A 17,787-nucleotide genomic window follows, 5' to 3' on the forward strand; every position below is an offset into this window, starting at 1 on the left:
TCAGCTGCTGAGTAGTTACCGCTGTTCTACTTTTCCTCCGCGGCTTGCGTGATGATTCCCTCGTCCATGTCAATATTCAAGTCCCGGGCAAGTGGCGGGTAGAGCAGCGGAAACTCCGTTGGCCGAAAGAAGGTTTCATAGACCCAGTTGATCGAGTAATAGGTTACGGCAACCGCGGCGCCGGCACTGCAACCAAGTAGCGTTGCGCCGGTTGTTGTCACGGATGCCGGCATGGCCATCGTTCCGCCGGTCAAGGCGCCGACGACAGTCGGCCCGGCGGAGAGGGCCGCGACACCCATAACCGCTCCGCCAACAAGACATGCGGTTCCGGTCCCCTGCAGGAACTGTTCACCCGTCGTTGTTGCTCCCGCCAGAGCAGGATTTGCGAGCCACAGCCAGACTGCCATACACAATGCGATTGTACTTTTCATGGTTGCACCTTTGATGAGGTCATGGCGAACTGGTTGAGTGTTTAGTGCGTTGCCGTTGAAATTTGCGAATCACGATCCAAAGCTGCCCGACGGTGTGCAATGACACCCTGCAGAGCCTGAGTCAGCAGGATGTGCGTCTCGACATCGTCGCCCCTTTTGATGACGGCTTTTTCCAGGAGGGCAAGAGCAGGTTCGGGCTGGAGGTGATCGAGGTATAGGCGCGCCAAACTGATCTGCAGTCCCGGATCATCAGGAGTCTTTTGCAGTCCCTGAATATAAGCCTCACGGGCCTCCTCCGGAAACTTGTTGCGAGCCAGGGTGTCCCCCAAAAGCTGAAAAATTACAGCCGTAGCGTTCTTTTTCGATACTGCCAGGCGCATATTGTCGAGTCCTCCCTGCACATCCCCCATGGCCACCAAGGCCTCGCCCCAGCGGGCCAAGGCAAAGGCAAAATCGGGATCCAGAGCCAAAGCTCTTTGATATGACGCTATGGCCTCTTCATATAGTCCGGAACGATATGCCATGCGCCCCTTGAGCAGCATCGGCCACTGCTTCTGCTGTGTGGGCAACACGCTGATGCAATGTTCCACAAGAGCGGGGGCTTTGACAAAATTTCCTGAGGGATATTCTTTCCGAAAGTGGTACAGGGCAAGAACGTACGGGTCCACACGTTCAACAAACATTTCAGCCATTGTGTTGATGAGTTTCCGAATGTCACGGCCACCACTGGCGGTCAAAAAGAACACTTCTCCGTTGGCCGTTTCCACGCGGGTTCCAATTTTCATTTCTCCGTGCTCAAGCAGGAGATATCCCCCCACCGAATAGACCTGCAGGTTCATGAACTCCTGCACCGCATCCACAAGTCCACCAAGCTGCAGCCGGTCGGCCAGAATCTCGATGGCCGATACGTCGTCGTGAAACACGCTGAGCACTTCACCACGAGCAGTCCCTGCCTCCCGGGCAATGTACCGGATGCGTTCTCGCAGAAATTTGCTGACGATTTCGCCGGAATAACCATGGTATTCGGCATATGCCGGCACGGAGAACTTGCGTATGGAAACCGGATCAGTGGCCAGCATGGCCGCGAGCACCAGGACGGAGGTGCCGCTGGTCAATAATGTGGTCAGGAACATGGCTTGGTCCTCACGGTTTGCAAAACGTGTCCAGAAATGAATTACTTCGTAATCTGCTCGTCCAATGCGTCCGCTCGGCCGGCAGGTTGTCCGGTGTCGTTCCAGATTGCCGCCCATTCCAGTCCCTGGTCCCACCACCAATTGGTAAACAAACTGGAAGCAGATGCTCCGGCAAATCCGACCACGCATCCTAGGGTGGCAGCGCCGACGGCAATGCCGAAGGTGGTGGAGACGGACAGCCCTTGTCCAGCGAGAGGCAGGCTGGAGATCAAGGTGCTGGCGGCTCCAGCCCCCGCACCGAAGAAACAGGCCTCACCCATCCGGCGTACTAATGGGTATTGTTCGGCAATATCCGTTGGTTCATCGTGATTCACGCCGCTCGTGTTTTCCGAATCACGGGCTTGAACCGGATACGCCGCCAAAATCAAACAGATCGTAAATACGATTACGGTTATTTGAAATTTGCAAAGGTCACATACGTCCATTGTATTCCTGCTGCGATGTCGGCTGCCAAGCTGCTCGATATCCTCCATACCTGAACAGAATCCGGAAGGACAAGGAGAATGAATGGACACCTTTAAGGATTATGGATCATCCTATCCACGATCACCAACCTGCGCAACATGTTTGCCTGGTGAGGGATTTCTTTTCGCAATCTCTTGTAACTACTCAGCACTATCCAAGGGATAGGACTGGAGTATTCCAAATTGTCTCGATTTTCCGGCATCGCCTGTCTGACAGAGCCAGGATTCGTTCATTGCACCATTGCCGAATGCCCGAAGCGTCAGATGAGGTTTATTCGTAACTGCTCAATAAGGCAGGGCACCAACCACCGCGGATCCGTGCTGCCTGGATAGCGGAACGCGTCGGCCTGCGCCGGTATGACGGAATGGAGTGTCTCGATAGCGAGTTCTCTCGGTCGTCACCCCGGCGCAGGCCGGGGGCCAGGTGTTTTTGTGAAGGTCAGCGGCCCGGAGTTATTGAGCAGTTACGTTAATTCGAGCAAAAGTTCGATGTTACGAAGCCGGTGAAGGAGTTGTGATGCCGATCTATAACGGATGCCGCAAAATATTGTAAAACGATTTTGCTCCTACGAAGTAAAGCACGGCAAAAATCAGCAGCAGCAACCAGAAATTCAGCCAATGCACCAGCCAGGCAATCAAGATCACGGAAAGATAAAACCATGACGCGGCAGTCAGGCCAAGCAGAAAATAAAGGAGTACTCCACGCCAGGCATGACGATTGCGCCAAGCCAATCCGGCTACCGTGAACGCGATAAAGGAAATGGCCAGAAACGTTGCCGCGAGCCAACTGAATTTGAGAATCTCTGAAAAAAGCACTGCCAGGCCTGAAATCCAAGCCTGATACATGGCCCAGGGAGAGAGCCAGAGCAGATAGAGTTCCATGGGAGCAAGGGCCCAGTAGTTTGAGAACCAGATGCCCTGAACTGTAAATGAGCGAGGAATATGCATCGCCACAAGCATGGCCCAGCAGAAAATAATCCCGGCGGCGATGGGCAGTCCGGAAAAAGGAAAAACAGCGTACATGCCCCGGTCGTCAAGTCGCCGGATAAGCCAGGCGCTCGTCAAAATGAGGGCGGTTGGCAGCAGAGGGATAAGCAATGCCGCAAGGAGGATATCGGATAGTGACAAAGGGTAGGTCTTTGGTTGTCAATGATGTTGATAGGTTAGCAGCATATTCGCGTATTTAAACCGGCCTGACCTAGCGGATGAAGAGATTTGTGTTTCATAATGAAGTCGTCAAACTTTAAGGGGGGTCACGCAGTATGGTTGCCTGCCCGGAAAGCTGACGCACATAAAAGGGCAGAATATGACCCAGGGTCAGGTAGGCTGTGATGACCATCAGACTGGCAAAGTACTGTGTCATGTAGTTCTGGGTAACCCACTCGCGAATAAACCAGAGCAAGGACAGCGTGGAAAGGAGGAGAGCGCCCAGGATGACAGGACCAAGGAGTCGAAAGGACGTCCACATATGCCGAACCAGTACAAGCAGGACCGCGGAAATGAATATAAGAATCGTGATGCGCAACTCAAAGCGTAACGTTGCATTGCGCAGAAGATCCAGCGCGGAAAAATTTGTCGGGTTGTGGATCAGGAACAGCAAGCCCCCGAAGTATACAAACCGACGTTTGGTCGAGCCAAGATCAAGGCGGGTTCTTACGGACACGGCCGAAAAAGTCTGGGTAGGCAATACGGGAGTGGCGATTCAACGTCACTCCCGAGCAGCGATATCATGGTTGTTGCTTCTTGAACTAATCAATAACGAGATTTCGGGCGTACATGCCGCCGGCATAGGTGCCGGAGACGACGCCCAGGGTGGTTACCGAAGCGGAAAGAAGTCTGGCGGTCATCAATGACAATCCAACGCCGGTTGCCAGGCTGTGGGTCATCGGACCCAATACGCCGGTCATCACCAGTCCGGAAGCCAGAAATCCAAGTCCGGCGCCGGCCCCGATCGTCAGGAAATCCAGCGTGTCGTGCGAGGTGGTTTCCGGGGTCGGAATGAAATCGACATTCATCGGTGCGGACAACCTTTCCAGTTCCGCCAGTTTGGTTGACAGAGCCAGGATTTCCAGCATTGTCGGCGCAGGGCTTCTCTGAAGGCGGTCGATATCCGCGTGCAGGGCATCAATCGCCGCATCCAGACTGATACTGTTCGCCGGGGAACGTTCCGGGGAGGCAAGTTGTTGCTGGGCCATGACCGGGGAGAAGGAGAGGAGCAGAGCGAGGGACAGGATGGGAATGATTTTCACGGATGTTACCTCGGCGTCTAGGGTGATCGCAATTGCGAACGATTGCGATGAGAGATACACCGTCCGCGTCAGTTACGTCAAGATACAAGCATGCATGCCTGCTTTAAAAATAAAATGATACATTGGAATAAACCTTTAAGAAATGTGAGACAGGCAATGGGTTGTCCCGATTCCAACGCGGAACCAAATCACGCGCATGCAAAAGTTCCGGCAACTATTCAGCTGTTTCGGCTTGTCTCGTTTTTTTTGGCATCGCAACTCCTTCGCCGGCTTCGTAACATCAAACCATTGCTTGAATAAACATCAATTTGCACTCCAGGCGTTTGGCAATGGTTTGATGAACGAATCCTGGCTCAGTCAGACAGGCGATGCCAAAAAAACGAGACAAGCCGGAACACTCCGAGTATTCTCATGAAACGTGCTGAGTAGTTACAAGTTCTGAAAAAAAATCATTCATGTACCGACTCGTTAAGCATCAAAGGCGGTTAGAACTGCAGTACTGCGATGCTGGCGTGGACCAGAAGGGTGACCGAAGTTCCGTAGACGATGGAACGGGCTATGGCGTTGTTGATGTCAATGACCGAATTCTTGCGGCCCATGCCGGACTGGATGGCGACCAGGGCAGCCAGAAACGTGCTGATGACGGTCTTGAGGACCACCCATCCGGCATTCTCCCAGAATATGTCCGGGCGCATCACAAAGAGCCGAAAGAAGTGTTCGCGCCACAACTCGAAGGGTTGGCCCGGAAATATCAACCGCCATGTCTGCAGGGCGAACCATATGGCGACCCCGCTGGAAAGCAGGATAAGGAGCAGAGAACCGACCACCATGTTCAGCACAATGGCGGCATTCAAATACCTTCGGCCTGGAATGTGCAAATTGTGCATTGCACGAAATTGTGCCGAGTAGAGCCGGTTCCCGATATCGGCCGTAATGATGGCATTGTTGCGGGCAACGATCAAAATGCAGCCTATCAACGGCACCGCGATGGTCATGATGATGAATCCCACGCCCAGCAGGGCGTCGTCGTGCACGAAGGAGCGCATATAATCGCCGAGCATGTCGTAGTTGAAACCGAACCACATGGTTACGAAGCTGACAATGGCCGCTCCGCCCAGGACGTAGGCAATGGTCAGCGGCGAGGCGGTCAGCACCCAGAAGTACTCCCAGAGATAATGGAGGAACCATAAAATAGGCGGCCGTTCGCGCAATCGTTTTTCCCAGGCTCGGGAGGGAACGCCTGGGAGTTCATCCTGGGCGCGTTCTTCGGCGACTGCGCCGATGGCATTCAACCGGGCGGCGATGATTTCCCGTTCCGGAGGAGCTTGATGCAGCATGCGTTGAACCGGGTCCAGGATCAGCACCCGATCCGCCATCTCCAGAAGATCGTCATAGTGGTGCGCGACGATCAAGGCCGGGGTGCCCATCTTGATGCACAATTCCTTGATCAGCTCCGCAAGGCGTTGAGCGGCATGGGGATCAAGCCCCGAGTTGGGTTCGTCGAACAACAGAATCGGACGCCGGGACAAAACGGTGCGTGCAATGGCCACCCGTTGCCGTTGTCCCCCGCTGAGCGAGGCGACTGCCTGATTAGGGTCGACGTCGCGCAGCAGGGATTCAATGAGGCGCGCGAGTTCCGGGGTTGGGCTGCCTGCATGATCAATAACGATGGACAGGTTTTGCGCAGCGGTCAGGTCATCGAAAAGAGCATTGCCCTGAAACACCAGTCCGCCTGCGTCACAAATGTCGTCTGCCAGGTCGTAATACTTCTCGTCCAGGGTCAAGGAGCCGCGGACCTGCCACGGAGCGCCTTCTGAACCCAGAAGACCGCTGAGCACGTTGACGATGGTCGACTTCCCGCCGCCGCTGGGGCCGATCAAAAGCAGCAATTCCCCGGCAGCCATTGTGAAATTGCCGTTTTCCAACAACACACGACCTTCCGGGGTCGCAATGCGCAGATTTTCCAGAACAAGTCTGGTATCAGGCGACGATGCTTTTTGGAAGTTCATGGCATTGATCGATGCAGCGGTATGCCGGCGGTAAAGCCGAGCTCCGTCGTCTGATCCGTCTGAAAATCATTGAGAGCCAGAACGACATACCGCGTATCGCCTCGGACAATGGCTCGGACCAGGTAGGCGACGAGCGGGTTGTGATCCTTGGGATGACGATACCGGAGCAGACGTTTGGGCAGTTCCCGAACAAGAAAATCAAGATCCAACTTCAGACCGTGACCTTCCGGAAACAACTGCGGGTCCATCAACATGCGGTCAATCAGCGGCGGCAGCCGAGGATCTGTGAGCAAGTCCTTGATGAATGCCTGTCCAAGGTGGTTGGTCAAATGGACGACCTGTGGTTCGGCCAGAAATTCCAGGCCGATCTCGAAAGCAAGCTCCAGACCACGTGGATCTTCCGCTATGGATTGCAACATCCGTCCGGTAAAGGAACCGCGATTTGTCGTATCACCCCAGCCAATGATCCCCCCGGCGAACCCATGCAGGCTGTCCCATAGGCTGGATCCGGCCTTTTCACGCACCACAGGCCAGATCTCATTGACGTAACGGTCCACGTATTGCGGGTTCACCATGCGTACGGTTTCAATAATCATGGCCTGCTGTTCAGGGTCCTCAATAACGCGGCGCGCGGCGTCACGGGCTATGTCCATCAGTTCCTGGCGATATATTCGCTCGTAATGGCCTGAATCAAAAGCATCCGCCACATGCCGGCCAAGACCCTGGGCGGATCCCCAAAAGCCTTTCGCCAGCGCCTCGCGGGCGTCAGTCGGCAGGAGCGCCCAGAGCAGGTGCAGGCTGGCGGGCTGCAGATACAGCATCTGGGCGTCTTTGACCCCCTGGACGCAGGTTTTGGAGCGATAGGGCGTCAGGGTGACGGGATTGCTTTCCAGGAATTCAGGGGAGGGATGATGAGCGAGAACAACGCTGCCGCATTGCATGGGAAAAAAATCGGCGTCGAAGAGAAAGACCGGCGTTGGGTGTTGGGGATAAACCCGCGGCGAAGATTCCGCAAAGAGTTGAATTGTCGTCTCGTTTCGTGGAAATACGCTGGGGGGCAAGGTGGAGACTCCCAGCCACAAGGCCACCAGGATCAAAAGGAGACTCGTGATGCCCGGCAAGATGCGGCGATGCGTTGAAGGAGCGGTAGTCATCATCAAGCAAAATGCATCATGATCTGTCGAGGGAGTTGCTTGATTGCAAGATTTCGGAAGGTGATGAGAGATTCAAAGTGGGAAAGTCATGGGGGCCGCTATCGCGGCCCCGACTCCGGCTCATTAGTCCATGACAAGATTGCGCGCGTACATGCCGCCGGCATAGGTGCCGGAAACAATGCCGATGGTTGTCACTGAAGCGGTGATCAAACTTGCGGTCAATTCAGAAAAGCCCACGGCTCCGGCATAACCATATACCATGGGGCTGAGGATGCCCGTCATCAACCATCCGGATGCCAAAAATCCCAGCCCCGCGCCTGTCCCGACCGCAAGTATTTCCTGCATGCCGGGGGAAGTATTTTGCCGCAGGCTTTCAAGATCCGCATACATAGCGTCGATCAATCTTTCCAGTTCAGCAACGGTTGCCGACGAATGCTCCGGTGCCGAGGCAACCTGCTGGGCCATGGCCGGGCTGAAAGATAGAAGCAGTGTCAGGGCCAGTAACAAGGCAAGAAAGGATTTCATCGCGGGTTCCTCCATAGGGTTTTGGCGTTGCATAGACCTTCAGAAAAGATTTCAAATTCCTCGTCCTAATGCAATTTCGACTGACACTGAACCTGCGAATAAAGATGCAGCTGGACAACCTTGTGCAAGAATCCAATCGCTGATCGTCAAGATGAACGCAGAACGCTTTGTCGATACATTCAAATTTTTTGGTTGTCTTTACGGGCCACTCAAACCATCATCTGAAGGTCTATGGTAGCGATAAATTCGCTGTTGCAACGATGAGTAGTCGAGAGAGGTTGGCAGGTCAAGGGGGGGGAGGCGGATGCAACAGTTCTCCAATACGCAGCAACTCCATTGGGGGCAGTCCATCGGTGTCGATAGCAGCTGGTACATTCACTACAAATGTGAAACGGTTCAGCGATTCAATGGGAATTTCTTCAATACGGGCAAAACCGCGCAGGATTTGCAAGGCCTTGTGGCCGGCGAATTGTCCGACATTGTAGTAGGCGCTGGTCAACCCCATGACGGCGCCTCCGGTTCTGATCGGCGCCTCGGTGGCCGAAAAGGTCGGGATGCCGGAGGCATTGGTCAGGTCTGTGATGGTTCGAGCATGGGTTATGATTGTTGAATCGGAAGGCAGATAAATCACCTCAACGCCGGCGAGAATCAAATTCTTGGTGGCAGCGGCAACGATGGCTGCGTCTCCGGCAACCGAGGCTTGAACGGTGATCGGGGCGCGGATGACCATGATATCGTCATCCGCCAGTTCATTCACCAATGCCTCCACGGATAATCGCGAATTCACCTCCAGGGGATTGTAAATCACCCCCAGACGGTTGAAGGTCAGGGCTCGTCGAAGGGTGCGACCTTGGGCATTGATGGGAACGGCATGCGTGGTTCCGGTAATGTTTCTGCCGCTGTTTTGCAGGGTCCTGACCAGGCGCGCCCCAACGGGATCGGCGACAATGTTGAACAGGATCGGAAGTTCGGTAATATGGATTTCGGGATCTCGTTCATCCCAGGTACCCGCCAGTATCGTCGCCACCGTGCTCCCGAAAGCATAGACCAGATCCGGGCGCAGTCTCTTGATTTCGCTGCGCATTGTTTCAACTGTAGCGGCATTGCCGGCAGCATCACGGATGATAAAGTTTACTTCCAGTCCGGAAGCACGCAGGTAGTCCATGAATCCCTGTTCGGCTTCGGTGATGCCGCGATACAGTGCCAGATAGATCAGGGCGGGGTTGTCGCTGGAGCTCGACGCAGAGCCAGGCGAGATCTCGGCAGAAACTGGAAGTTGAGCGGTATTAAGGACCAAATTGCGGGAATGAACTTCATGATTCTCTGAGATGGGAAAGCCCAGGACCGGTTCGGCGGCGACGGCGGATGCAATGCACAGAAGCGTTATCAAAATGCAAAACGCAAGGCATCGAAGCAATGTCGATACGTGACAATGCGGAGATGCCGCGAGGAAAAGTCGGCTTTCTGAATGGGTTGCGCTCATGAACGCTCCTTTTCATCAGACTCGGTTATCGCGCGGGACTTTTGGCAAAAGCATAAGAGCCCCGCGAAGAGGAGCACGGATATGAGCAGATAAAAGGAAAAGGCGGTAAAGGCTCCGGAAAAACCAAGGGCCGCGATCAGCAAGGAGATGACAATCGGCCCCATGACATTTCCGATACGTTCCAGAAGCCGAAAAATGCCCATGACCGTGCCGGGTCCAATTTCGGCAACCTCATCCTTGCTCCATTCCATCACCAGAGCCAGTTGCGGGGATATGCCGACGGCATGGGCGGCTCCCAGGAGCAGAATGCTCAGGACGGAGGCAAGGGGGCCGGGTTGCAACGTGATCAGCATGATCGCCACGGCGGCAAGCAAGCCCCCCGTCAAGACGAAATAGTGCCTGCGTCCCCAGATATCCGCCAGCAGACCCACCAGTGGGGACAAAAGAATCATTGCCAGACCGTAACTCATCATCACCCGCCCGATGTCTCCAGGAGAGAGCCCCAGTGATTTCAGGTAGAGGGGCATGGCGAAAAACAGGAACCCGGTCAGGGCCATTTTTGCAGGAATGGCGTTCAAGATGGTCATTGCCAGGAAGCGTCGGTTCCGGACCAGGGTGAGAACATTGCGGGCCCGCAATTTTTCAGACTTGCGCGATGGGTTTGCCGGTGTCCCGGAAATATATCGCCCGACGAACAGCGCCGCCAGCAGCCCGAGGCCGGCGGATATCGCAAAGACCGGTGCAAAGCCGATTCGTTCCGAAACGATTCCGCCGATGGCCGCACCACAGAGGGAGCCGCCAAAAAAGACCGCCAGGAACATGGCCATGGCCCGGGCGCGTTGGGTGGGCAGGGAATGGTCGACAACGTAGCCTTGGACCGTGATGAATACCAGGCCGTAGCCGACCGCCGTGAGAGACCTCCACAGCATGAGATCCAGGATTCCCTGGGAAAAGGCGGTCATCAGCAGGCCGATTGAGGCAATGACCGCGCCGGTCAGAAAGGCCCGTTTCCGGCCGACCTGGTCGGACCAGAACCCTCCGGGGGGCAGGGAGAGCGCCCAGACCAGCATGAACAGGGAAATCGGAAGACCGATTACCAGACCCTGCGGCAAACCCGGCATGGGGGTGTACAGCTGCTCGACGAACAGCGGGAAGAAGGACAGGGAGAGGGATTCGGCAAAGATGAACAGGAAAAACGGCCATCGGATTATCGCCAATCGATCCCCGACAACCGGCGTCGCCGATGCGGATCCTCCCAGCTTGATGCGGTGTTCCAGAAAATCCACCGCGGTCCGCAGGTCAGGATTGTTGCGCGACGCGTTCCGCAACCGCTGTAAGGACGCGTTGACGCGATCCAACGAAGCGTTCAGCGCAGCTGACAATCTTCCGATTTCATCCTTTCCATGCACCTTCAGTCGCTGGGCGAAGTCTCCGGCACGAACTTGACCGGCCAGGGCCAGGATGGCCGAGATCGGCGCCCTGATCCTGGTATTCATCACAAACAGCATGAGTTCAAAAGTGATCAAAAGGATCACCAGGAGTACCGTACCAAGATCCCACCAGACTTCCCGGACCATCCTGTCGACAAAGCTTCTGTCCTGTCCCAAAAGCAGAGAAGCCACGACACGGCCATCCTCGGCCTTGATCTGGACCGTACGGTTGACATAGTTGTCCAAGACCAACGACCGGCCGCCTTCTGCATACCTGGAATCGCGCCATGACTCATCCCCGGCTGCATTTTGAAAGTAACGACGGATCTGTTCGGGAACGGTTCCGCTCGCATGCAAGAGAAGGCCTTGTTCGCCCACATCGGCGGCATTGGAATGATCCGTGCCGTCGCTTCTCATGGCATCGAACATGAAGCCGCCCTGCCCCACGAGAGCGATATACGCCAGTTCCGGGTTCTCCTGTCGCAATCGATCGAAATATGGGACAACTCCCTTTATGCGTTCAATGGGTAAGCCCTGGAGGTACAGCCGTTGGAAGCTTCCGGCGAGGGAATGACCCAGGGTGTCGATTTTTTGATGCAGCTGAGGCTCGAATCGTTCCCGAAATTCCAGCCATGCAAGCATGGTGACCGCGGCTGTCGCGAGCAGAACCATGAGCAGCCCCAGGGCCACCAGAAGGCGCAGGCCGCGATTCAGCTCCCTCCATGCTGCTTTTTCGTCAGCGGGGAAATCGACAGGATTTTCTTCCGGGACTGTTGCGACAACTTCGGATCTGAGAATACTCGGATCTGACTGCCCGTCGACCACCTGACGCAAACGGGACTCCATGGAGTCGCATGTCGCAACCAGCGCCTCAATCCGCCGCGCCAAAGGGGATTGTTCCAGGCCGGAAAGGTCCTGAGCCGCTCGTGACGGCGATTTGGTTTCGATCCTGTGCGCCAGAGCGCCAAGATGGCGGAAGAAGCGGCGTTTCAATAAAACAAGCCCCACTGTGATCAGAACAGCGAAACAGAAAGCCGTGAGCAACAGATTGCGAAGCAAATTCAAGAGCATGGCTTCGACAGGCTCGTCCACGGAACGGTCGTAGCGCACTGTGAGAGTGCCGATCAGGACATTGAAGCTGTTGAAGAGGGGCATTCCATACACATGGAACTCGTTCTGGGTCAGGTGCCAATATCCCAGTCCCTGCTGCGGCGAGACCAGCCATGAGGAGGGGACCGTTGACGGTGCGCCCAGATCGGTGTCGATCAACCGTAATCCAGAGGGATCATGGATGCCGGCGCCGGAAATGTCGGGGTCGGCGGCGACGGAGTGCAGCACCAGGGGAGAGAGCGCGTCCATCTGATCCAGCCGCAGTCCAAGATCCAGGCTGGCCACGATCTGGTGCTGGAGATCCTGGGCAATGACGTGAATGCGTGACTGGACCAGCGCTGCATGGGAACGCTGAAAATTGGTGTAGTTGAGGTAGGTGGTCAGACCGGCGCCGAAGAAAAGGATCAACCAGACGGACAGGCCTGTCGACAATGCCAGGCTGATCGAACCGAATCGGAGGACGGGGAGATTCATTGGCAGGCTTGCAATGAGTACATGGTGGAAGAAGGCGCTTCTTGTGACATTGCTTTGTCGGTAAAAGTGGAAACCTGTCGTGTCTCAGCTTGCGAATTGTTCTGTTACGCCGGTAAAACAACCTCGAAGACACATCCATTCGGTTTGTTTTTACGCACCCGAATAGTACCGTGATGTTCACCGACAATGGATTTGGCAATGGTCAGCCCAAGCCCGGTGCCGCCTTTTTTTCGGGAAAAATAGGGTTCAAAGATGTTTTGGATGTCCTCTGCCTGATTCAAGCCCAGGCCGTTATCGGAAACCTTCACGACCACTGTCTGGTTTTCAGGAAGATAAGCAGCCTGAATGAGCACTTCCGGATGCGGTTGCTCATCCAGAGCTTCCACGGCATTGGTCATCAGGTTGATCCACACGCGGCGCAGGGCTTCGGGGTCGAATTTGAGGGGCGGAATGTCGGTGGCGATTTCCAGACGCCACTGGATGCCCACATGGCTGTTGCGGAACATGTCCACGACTTCTTCAAGGTGCGGTTCGAGTTCGTCTTCGGCGAGGCGAACTTCGGGCAGCTTGGCAAAAGAGGAAAACTCCTGAACCATGCGTTGGAGATGTTCCACCTGACGGATGATGATCCTGGTGCACTGGCTGAAGACTGTCCGGTCCTCCACCTGGGAGCTGAATTTGCGCTCCAGACGCTGCGCGGAAAGCTTGATGGGCGTAAGCGGGTTCTTGATCTCATGGGCGATGCGCCGGGCTACGTCTTTCCAGGCCGCCAGGCGATGCATTTTTTCCAGCTCCGTGACGTCCTCGAACACCGCGATGATCCCGCCTTGATCCTGGAGATGGACAATGTTCACCAGAAGCTTGATTTCCCGTGTGTCCATGCGCAGGTCCAGTTGCCGTTGCCATTTGGCCTGGGGATGGCTTTGCAGGTGCTTGGCCACGCCCTGGAGCATGACCAGGTAGTCCTGATGCAGGAACTGATTGGGCGTTTTTCCCAGAATCTGTCTGGAATCGAAGTTCAAGATGGCCTCGGCTGCCTTGTTCACGGTGGTCACGCGGCCGTCCGCGCCCATGGAAACAACTCCGGACGTAATGTTGTCCAACACGGCCTCCATGTAGCGCCCCCTGGTCTCCAACTCCAGATTTTGTTCTTCCAGGCGAAGATTGGCCCTGGTCAGCTTGGCCCGGTTGGCTTCCAGGTCCTGGACCATGTGGTTGAAGGACTGAACCAGCATGCCCAGTTCGTCCTTGGCATCGTCATGGAGTCGAAAGGCGAGGTCTCCCTCGGAGATGCGTTGGGTGCCCAAAGCCAGCGCCTGCACCGGGGCCGAAAGTTCCTTGGCCAGGCGAAATCCGAACCAGATCGCAGCCAGAATGATCAATAGCGTGATCAGCCCCAGAACCAGGTAGAGGGTCACCTTCAGGGGGTATTTCAACGTCTGCAGCTTCTTGTATTCGTCCACGCCGCGTACGATCTGGCGCAACTTGAAAAGCAGGCCTTCGCCCAGGCTGTCGCCGAGAACAAGATAGCCGCTGCGTCCGCCGTCCACGGGCAGAATCCCCACGACCAGATCGAACTCCGGACCGGGATGGATGGCGGAAAGAATGCGCGGATTTTCAAGCAGGGATTCCAGGTTCATCTCGGATCGCAGTTCCGGCCAAACCCTGGCCCAGTCTTCGTCCGCATTCCAGTTCTGTTCCCGAAGCTGCGCTGAAAGCACCCCCACCAGTCCCAGATTGTACTCCAGGCGTTTCTCATCCAGAAACGCGTTCATGCTTCGACCGCCCCAGGCCAGCTCGCGGTCGCGGATCTGGTACAGCAGGAAGGAGCCGCGTTGCTCCAGGCGCTCCTGGGCGGATGAGTAGAAGGATTGGCCGACATTCAGGGCCTGCTCCAGGGAATTTTCCACCTGATCCTGAAACCAGAAGTCCACGGAAGTTCTGACAAAGATCAGCGAAATCACAAAGAGCAGAACCGTGGGAACCAGAGACAGGGAAACGAAGGCCAGAACAAGTCTGGTCCGCAAGCGAACGCCGATGACTTTCCGTCTGCGTTCCAGAACCAGTTTGACCACGTTTCTGGCCACCAGAAACAGGACGACCAGAAGCAAAATGAAATTCAGGTTGTAGAGGGCAAAAAAGACGTAGGAATCAACCTGGAGAAAATTGAGCTGCACCCAGGCCAGGATCACGACGGCAAAAAAGCCGAAGAGGGCGAGATACAATTCCCGCTGCTGTCGTTTGCGCTGGTTTCTGTCCGGAACGCTGATCCTGATCGGTTCAGCTGAAGGCGGTTTCTCAGGCATTGTGAAGAAGTAAGCGTGACGAACCCGCCGCGAAAAGCGGCAGGTGATGCGGTGGACTTTGTGCGGTGTTCATCCAGACATGCCGAAGCTAGGGAGCCGTAAATTCGAGTTCATAACGGATCGGACTCATGACTTCCCAGGACCAGAAAAAAAGAACCCGGCGCATCCAGATCGGTATGTCCCGCCTGTCAAAATTGATATCCAGTTCCACATGATATGTCTGGCCGGAAGAGAGCAGGGACCAATCCCCCATTTCCAGGTTGATCTCCCGCCAGTGGCTGGAAATCAATTCTACAAGGTCCTTGGACTTGACCAAATGTTCCTTCTGGGGCAGCGTCAACTCAAAATCCTGAGTCAGGGGATTCCATTCCAGAACGTGTTCGAAGGATTGTTCATAGAGGGTTCTGTTGGGCAGAAACAGCCGCTTGGACACCAGCCTTGCCGTTCCCTCAAGCCAGAGGTCCACCCCCTCCTGCAGCACCTCCGTAACCGGCTCCGGATCAATAAGGCGTATCCCGAAACGGAGGTGAATCCTGTCTGCATGGCTGTCCAGAACCAGGTTGTCCAATGCCAGCATCGATGCCCCCATGGCTGGAAGGGAAGGCATGAGGGCGAGCAGAATAATGATGCAACACAGGTAAAGTCGGCGAATGAGGTTCATTGATGCGCTGTTTGAGGCTTAAGGGATCGTCTACTGCAACAAGCGTCAATCTCTACCCTTATTGGTATGCCTTTGACAACCTGTACGGCTTTGTTTTAGCGGAGCATCCATGCAACTAAACGAACATGACAGCAAGATTTTGTTTCAGGAGTCGGGAATCCCCACCCCGCAAGGAATTCTGCTGCAACGGGACTCGACAGGAAATCTGGCGGCGGATACGTCTGCCGGGAGTTTTTCCATTCCCTTGCCATGGATGTTGAAAATCCAGGTGCTCGCTGGAGGGCGGGGCAAACAGGGCGGCGTGATAGCCCTGGATTCGCCGGATGAGTTGCCCAAGGCCGCCCAAAGGCTTTTCGACCTGGAGGTCAATGGTCGGCCGGCGCCCTTTTTGCGGCTTGAAAATCGGGCGAACATCGAGCGGGAGTTCTATCTCAGTCTGAGCCTGCAGCGGGAGTGGGGCTGCCCTGTGCTCACCATCGGCCGCCAGGGCGGTGTAGAGGTGGAAAACATCGGAGCCGAGGACCCGGAGAACCTTCTGGTGCAGCGGCTCAATCCGTTGGCCGGCCTGGGCGGGCATCAAATCCGGGCGGCCTTTTTTCATCTCGGCCTGGATAAGACGTTCTGGCCCGGCTTTCATGCCCTCTTGAGTAATCTGTGGAACTGCTTCACGAGCAATGGCCTGCTTCTGGCGGAGATCAATCCCCTGGTGCTGACCAGGGAAGACCAGTGGCTGGCCCTGGACGGCAAGGTCGAAGTGGACGACAACTACGCGGACCTGCGTCCGGAAGTGAAGCGATTCGCCAGTGAGGTCTACTTCAGCGACCAGGAGAACCGGGCCAAGGCCGCGGGGTTGAGCTACCATCGCTTCGAGGGCCGGGTCGGGCTGATGGTTAACGGCGCGGGACTGGCCATGGCCACCATGGATCTGCTGAATCATTCCGGCTTGCAGCCGGCGAATTTTCTAGATCTCGGCGGCGGAGCTGGGCAGCAGGCCATGGATGAGGCCATGAGTATTCTGCTGGGCGACCCCCAGGTGGAAGCCGTGCTGATCAACCTGTTTGGGGGGATACTTTCCTGCGAGAAGGTGGCCATGGCCCTGAAGACGGCTCTTGGCGGTCAGGCTCCGGCAAAGCCCATGGTGGTTCGATTCTCGGGCCATGGAGCAGACGCCGGTCGTTCCCTGCTGGCGGATGTGCCCGGAAAGACCCTGCATCTGGCCGACAACCTGAGTCAGGCTTTGGACATCTTGCAGGGCATCTTGCAGGGCATCCCGCGAGCTGATTCCACGACGTCCGGAAAATCTCCGCCTTCCTCCGCGCCGGGCGCAGATTCGACGAGAAAACAAAAATACTCCGGGGCGAAGCGATCGCCTGGATCAGCATCGCCGGCTGCTCAGCCGTTCGGCCTGGATCGGACATCCCGGGTTCTGGTCCAGGGACTGACCGGCCGCGAGGGACGGCGCCATGCCGAGTTGATGCGCGAATACGGCGTGCAGGTCGTGGCGGGGGTAACGCCGTTCAAAGAGGGCGAGAACGTTCTCGGGCTGCCGGTCTATTCCAGTGTCGCCCGGGCCGCGGCTCGCCACGACATTGATGCGAGCATCATTTTCGTGCCGGCTTCCGTGGCCGCGGATGCGATTCTGGAAGCGGCCCAAGCCAACATACCCTGGATCATCTGCATTACCGAGGGCATCCCCCAAATGGACATGCTCAAGGTTCTGGAGCAGCTCAAGGGGTCGAACAGCAGGCTGATCGGCCCGAACACTCCGGGGCTGATCGTGCCGGGTGAAATCAAGCTCGGGATCATGCCGGGAGGGATTTTTTCCCCCGGACCGGTGGCGGTTCTTTCCCGCAGCGGCACCTTGACCTATGAAGCCGTTCATCGTCTGGGCGCCGCGGGAATCGGACAGTCCGTCTGCATCGGCGTGGGCGGTGATCCATACGTCGGCTTGGGGCTTGCGGCCTGTGCCGAACTCGTGGTTGCGGACCCGCGCACGAAGGTGTTGCTGATCCTGGGCGAAATCGGCGGCCGGGCCGAGGAAGAGACGGCTGAACACCTTCGCGCCCAGGGCTGGTCTGGTCCGATCCTGGCGTTCATTGCCGGACGCACCGCCCCTGAAGGCAAGCGGCTCGGCCACGCCGGGGCCATTCTGGAAAAGGGCGGCGGTGGAATCCAGGCCAAGCTGGACCGGCTCCAGGCAGCCGGGGTCACGCTGTGCACGGATCTGGGCGACGTCGCGAGACTGACAGAGGAAGCTCTGGACCTGACTTGAGGCCGATCGGGGCCGATCGCGGATTT

General features: G+C 56.3%; 14 protein-coding genes. 1 reads left to right on the forward strand and 13 read right to left on the reverse strand.

What is annotated here, in order from left to right:
- Nucleotides 1–26: 26 nt before the first annotated feature.
- The 13 genes from ACYQ15_RS00720 to ACYQ15_RS00780 all read right to left on the reverse strand — a co-directional run bounded on the left by ACYQ15_RS00720 (nucleotide 27) and on the right by ACYQ15_RS00780 (nucleotide 15,435).
- Nucleotides 27–431: a hypothetical protein gene (locus tag ACYQ15_RS00720; RefSeq protein ID WP_459935621.1), complete on the reverse strand. Its 405-nt coding sequence runs from the start codon at nucleotides 429–431 to the stop codon at nucleotides 27–29.
- Between the two features lie 41 nt (nucleotides 432–472).
- Nucleotides 473–1,564 (reverse strand): tetratricopeptide repeat protein, encoded by a 1,092-nt coding sequence (locus ACYQ15_RS00725; RefSeq protein WP_459935622.1) that lies wholly within the window; start codon nucleotides 1,562–1,564, stop codon nucleotides 473–475.
- A 41-nt stretch (nucleotides 1,565–1,605) separates the two neighbouring features.
- Nucleotides 1,606–2,097 carry a hypothetical protein gene (locus ACYQ15_RS00730; protein ID WP_459935623.1) on the reverse strand — a complete coding sequence of 164 codons (492 nt, stop codon included), beginning with the start codon at nucleotides 2,095–2,097 and terminating at the stop codon, nucleotides 1,606–1,608.
- Between the two features lie 516 nt (nucleotides 2,098–2,613).
- On the reverse strand, nucleotides 2,614–3,111 hold the full coding sequence (locus ACYQ15_RS00735; protein ID WP_459935624.1) for a hypothetical protein: 498 nt from the start codon (nucleotides 3,109–3,111) through the stop codon (nucleotides 2,614–2,616).
- 220 nt (nucleotides 3,112–3,331) lie between these two features.
- Nucleotides 3,332–3,751 carry a DUF6524 family protein gene (locus ACYQ15_RS00740; protein WP_459935625.1) on the reverse strand — a complete coding sequence of 140 codons (420 nt, stop codon included), beginning with the start codon at nucleotides 3,749–3,751 and terminating at the stop codon, nucleotides 3,332–3,334.
- 85 nt (nucleotides 3,752–3,836) lie between these two features.
- Entirely contained in the window at nucleotides 3,837–4,337 is a 501-nt protein-coding gene (locus ACYQ15_RS00745; RefSeq protein WP_459935626.1) for a hypothetical protein, read from the reverse strand.
- A gap of 485 nt (nucleotides 4,338–4,822) precedes the next feature.
- A complete protein-coding gene (locus ACYQ15_RS00750) occupies nucleotides 4,823–6,346 on the reverse strand; it encodes an ABC transporter ATP-binding protein (RefSeq protein WP_459935627.1) in 1,524 nt (507 codons plus the stop codon).
- Entirely contained in the window at nucleotides 6,343–7,506 is a 1,164-nt protein-coding gene (locus ACYQ15_RS00755) for a hypothetical protein (protein ID WP_459935628.1), read from the reverse strand. Before ACYQ15_RS00755 ends, ACYQ15_RS00750 begins: the two co-directional genes overlap by 4 nt.
- Nucleotides 7,507–7,623: 117 nt before the next feature.
- The gene (locus ACYQ15_RS00760; protein ID WP_459935629.1) at nucleotides 7,624–8,025 is read right to left on the reverse strand and encodes a hypothetical protein; all 402 of its coding nucleotides are present in this window, start codon (nucleotides 8,023–8,025) and stop codon (nucleotides 7,624–7,626) included.
- 286 nt (nucleotides 8,026–8,311) lie between these two features.
- Nucleotides 8,312–9,508: an ABC transporter substrate-binding protein gene (locus ACYQ15_RS00765; protein WP_459935630.1), complete on the reverse strand. Its 1,197-nt coding sequence runs from the start codon at nucleotides 9,506–9,508 to the stop codon at nucleotides 8,312–8,314.
- A complete protein-coding gene (locus tag ACYQ15_RS00770) occupies nucleotides 9,505–12,522 on the reverse strand; it encodes an MFS transporter (RefSeq protein WP_459935631.1) in 3,018 nt (1,005 codons plus the stop codon). The genes ACYQ15_RS00765 and ACYQ15_RS00770 overlap by 4 nt, the downstream gene beginning before the upstream one ends.
- Nucleotides 12,523–12,626: 104 nt before the next feature.
- The gene (locus ACYQ15_RS00775; RefSeq protein WP_459935632.1) at nucleotides 12,627–14,828 is read right to left on the reverse strand and encodes a sensor histidine kinase; all 2,202 of its coding nucleotides are present in this window, start codon (nucleotides 14,826–14,828) and stop codon (nucleotides 12,627–12,629) included.
- Nucleotides 14,829–14,916: 88 nt separating this feature from the next.
- Nucleotides 14,917–15,435, reverse strand: coding sequence for a DUF4390 domain-containing protein (locus ACYQ15_RS00780; protein ID WP_459935633.1), 519 nt, complete (start codon nucleotides 15,433–15,435; stop codon nucleotides 14,917–14,919).
- A 163-nt stretch (nucleotides 15,436–15,598) separates the two neighbouring features.
- Between ACYQ15_RS00780 and sucD the strand changes: the two genes are divergently transcribed.
- Nucleotides 15,599–17,761: a succinate--CoA ligase subunit alpha gene (gene sucD / locus ACYQ15_RS00785; protein ID WP_459935634.1), complete on the forward strand. Its 2,163-nt coding sequence runs from the start codon at nucleotides 15,599–15,601 to the stop codon at nucleotides 17,759–17,761.
- Nucleotides 17,762–17,787 lie beyond the last annotated feature (26 nt).

Source organism: Desulfonatronum parangueonense, from assembly GCF_054656975.1.

Excerpts from the sequence above, each read along its gene's own strand:
- ACYQ15_RS00765 (WP_459935630.1), bottom strand. The coding sequence starts at position 9,508 with ATGAGCGCAACCCATTCAGAAAGCCGACTTTTCCTCGCGGCATCTCCG.
- ACYQ15_RS00750 (WP_459935627.1), bottom strand. The coding sequence starts at position 6,346 with ATGAACTTCCAAAAAGCATCGTCGCCTGATACCAGACTTGTTCTGGAA.
- ACYQ15_RS00735 (WP_459935624.1), bottom strand. The coding sequence starts at position 3,111 with ATGTACGCTGTTTTTCCTTTTTCCGGACTGCCCATCGCCGCCGGGATT.
- ACYQ15_RS00720 (WP_459935621.1), bottom strand. The coding sequence starts at position 431 with ATGAAAAGTACAATCGCATTGTGTATGGCAGTCTGGCTGTGGCTCGCA.
- ACYQ15_RS00760 (WP_459935629.1), bottom strand. The coding sequence starts at position 8,025 with ATGAAATCCTTTCTTGCCTTGTTACTGGCCCTGACACTGCTTCTATCT.
- ACYQ15_RS00775 (WP_459935632.1), bottom strand. The coding sequence starts at position 14,828 with ATGCCTGAGAAACCGCCTTCAGCTGAACCGATCAGGATCAGCGTTCCG.
- ACYQ15_RS00725 (WP_459935622.1), bottom strand. The coding sequence starts at position 1,564 with ATGTTCCTGACCACATTATTGACCAGCGGCACCTCCGTCCTGGTGCTC.
- sucD (WP_459935634.1), top strand. The coding sequence starts at position 15,599 with ATGCAACTAAACGAACATGACAGCAAGATTTTGTTTCAGGAGTCGGGA.
- ACYQ15_RS00770 (WP_459935631.1), bottom strand. The coding sequence starts at position 12,522 with ATGAATCTCCCCGTCCTCCGATTCGGTTCGATCAGCCTGGCATTGTCG.
- ACYQ15_RS00780 (WP_459935633.1), bottom strand. The coding sequence starts at position 15,435 with ATGCCTTCCCTTCCAGCCATGGGGGCATCGATGCTGGCATTGGACAAC.
- ACYQ15_RS00730 (WP_459935623.1), bottom strand. The coding sequence starts at position 2,097 with ATGGAGGATATCGAGCAGCTTGGCAGCCGACATCGCAGCAGGAATACA.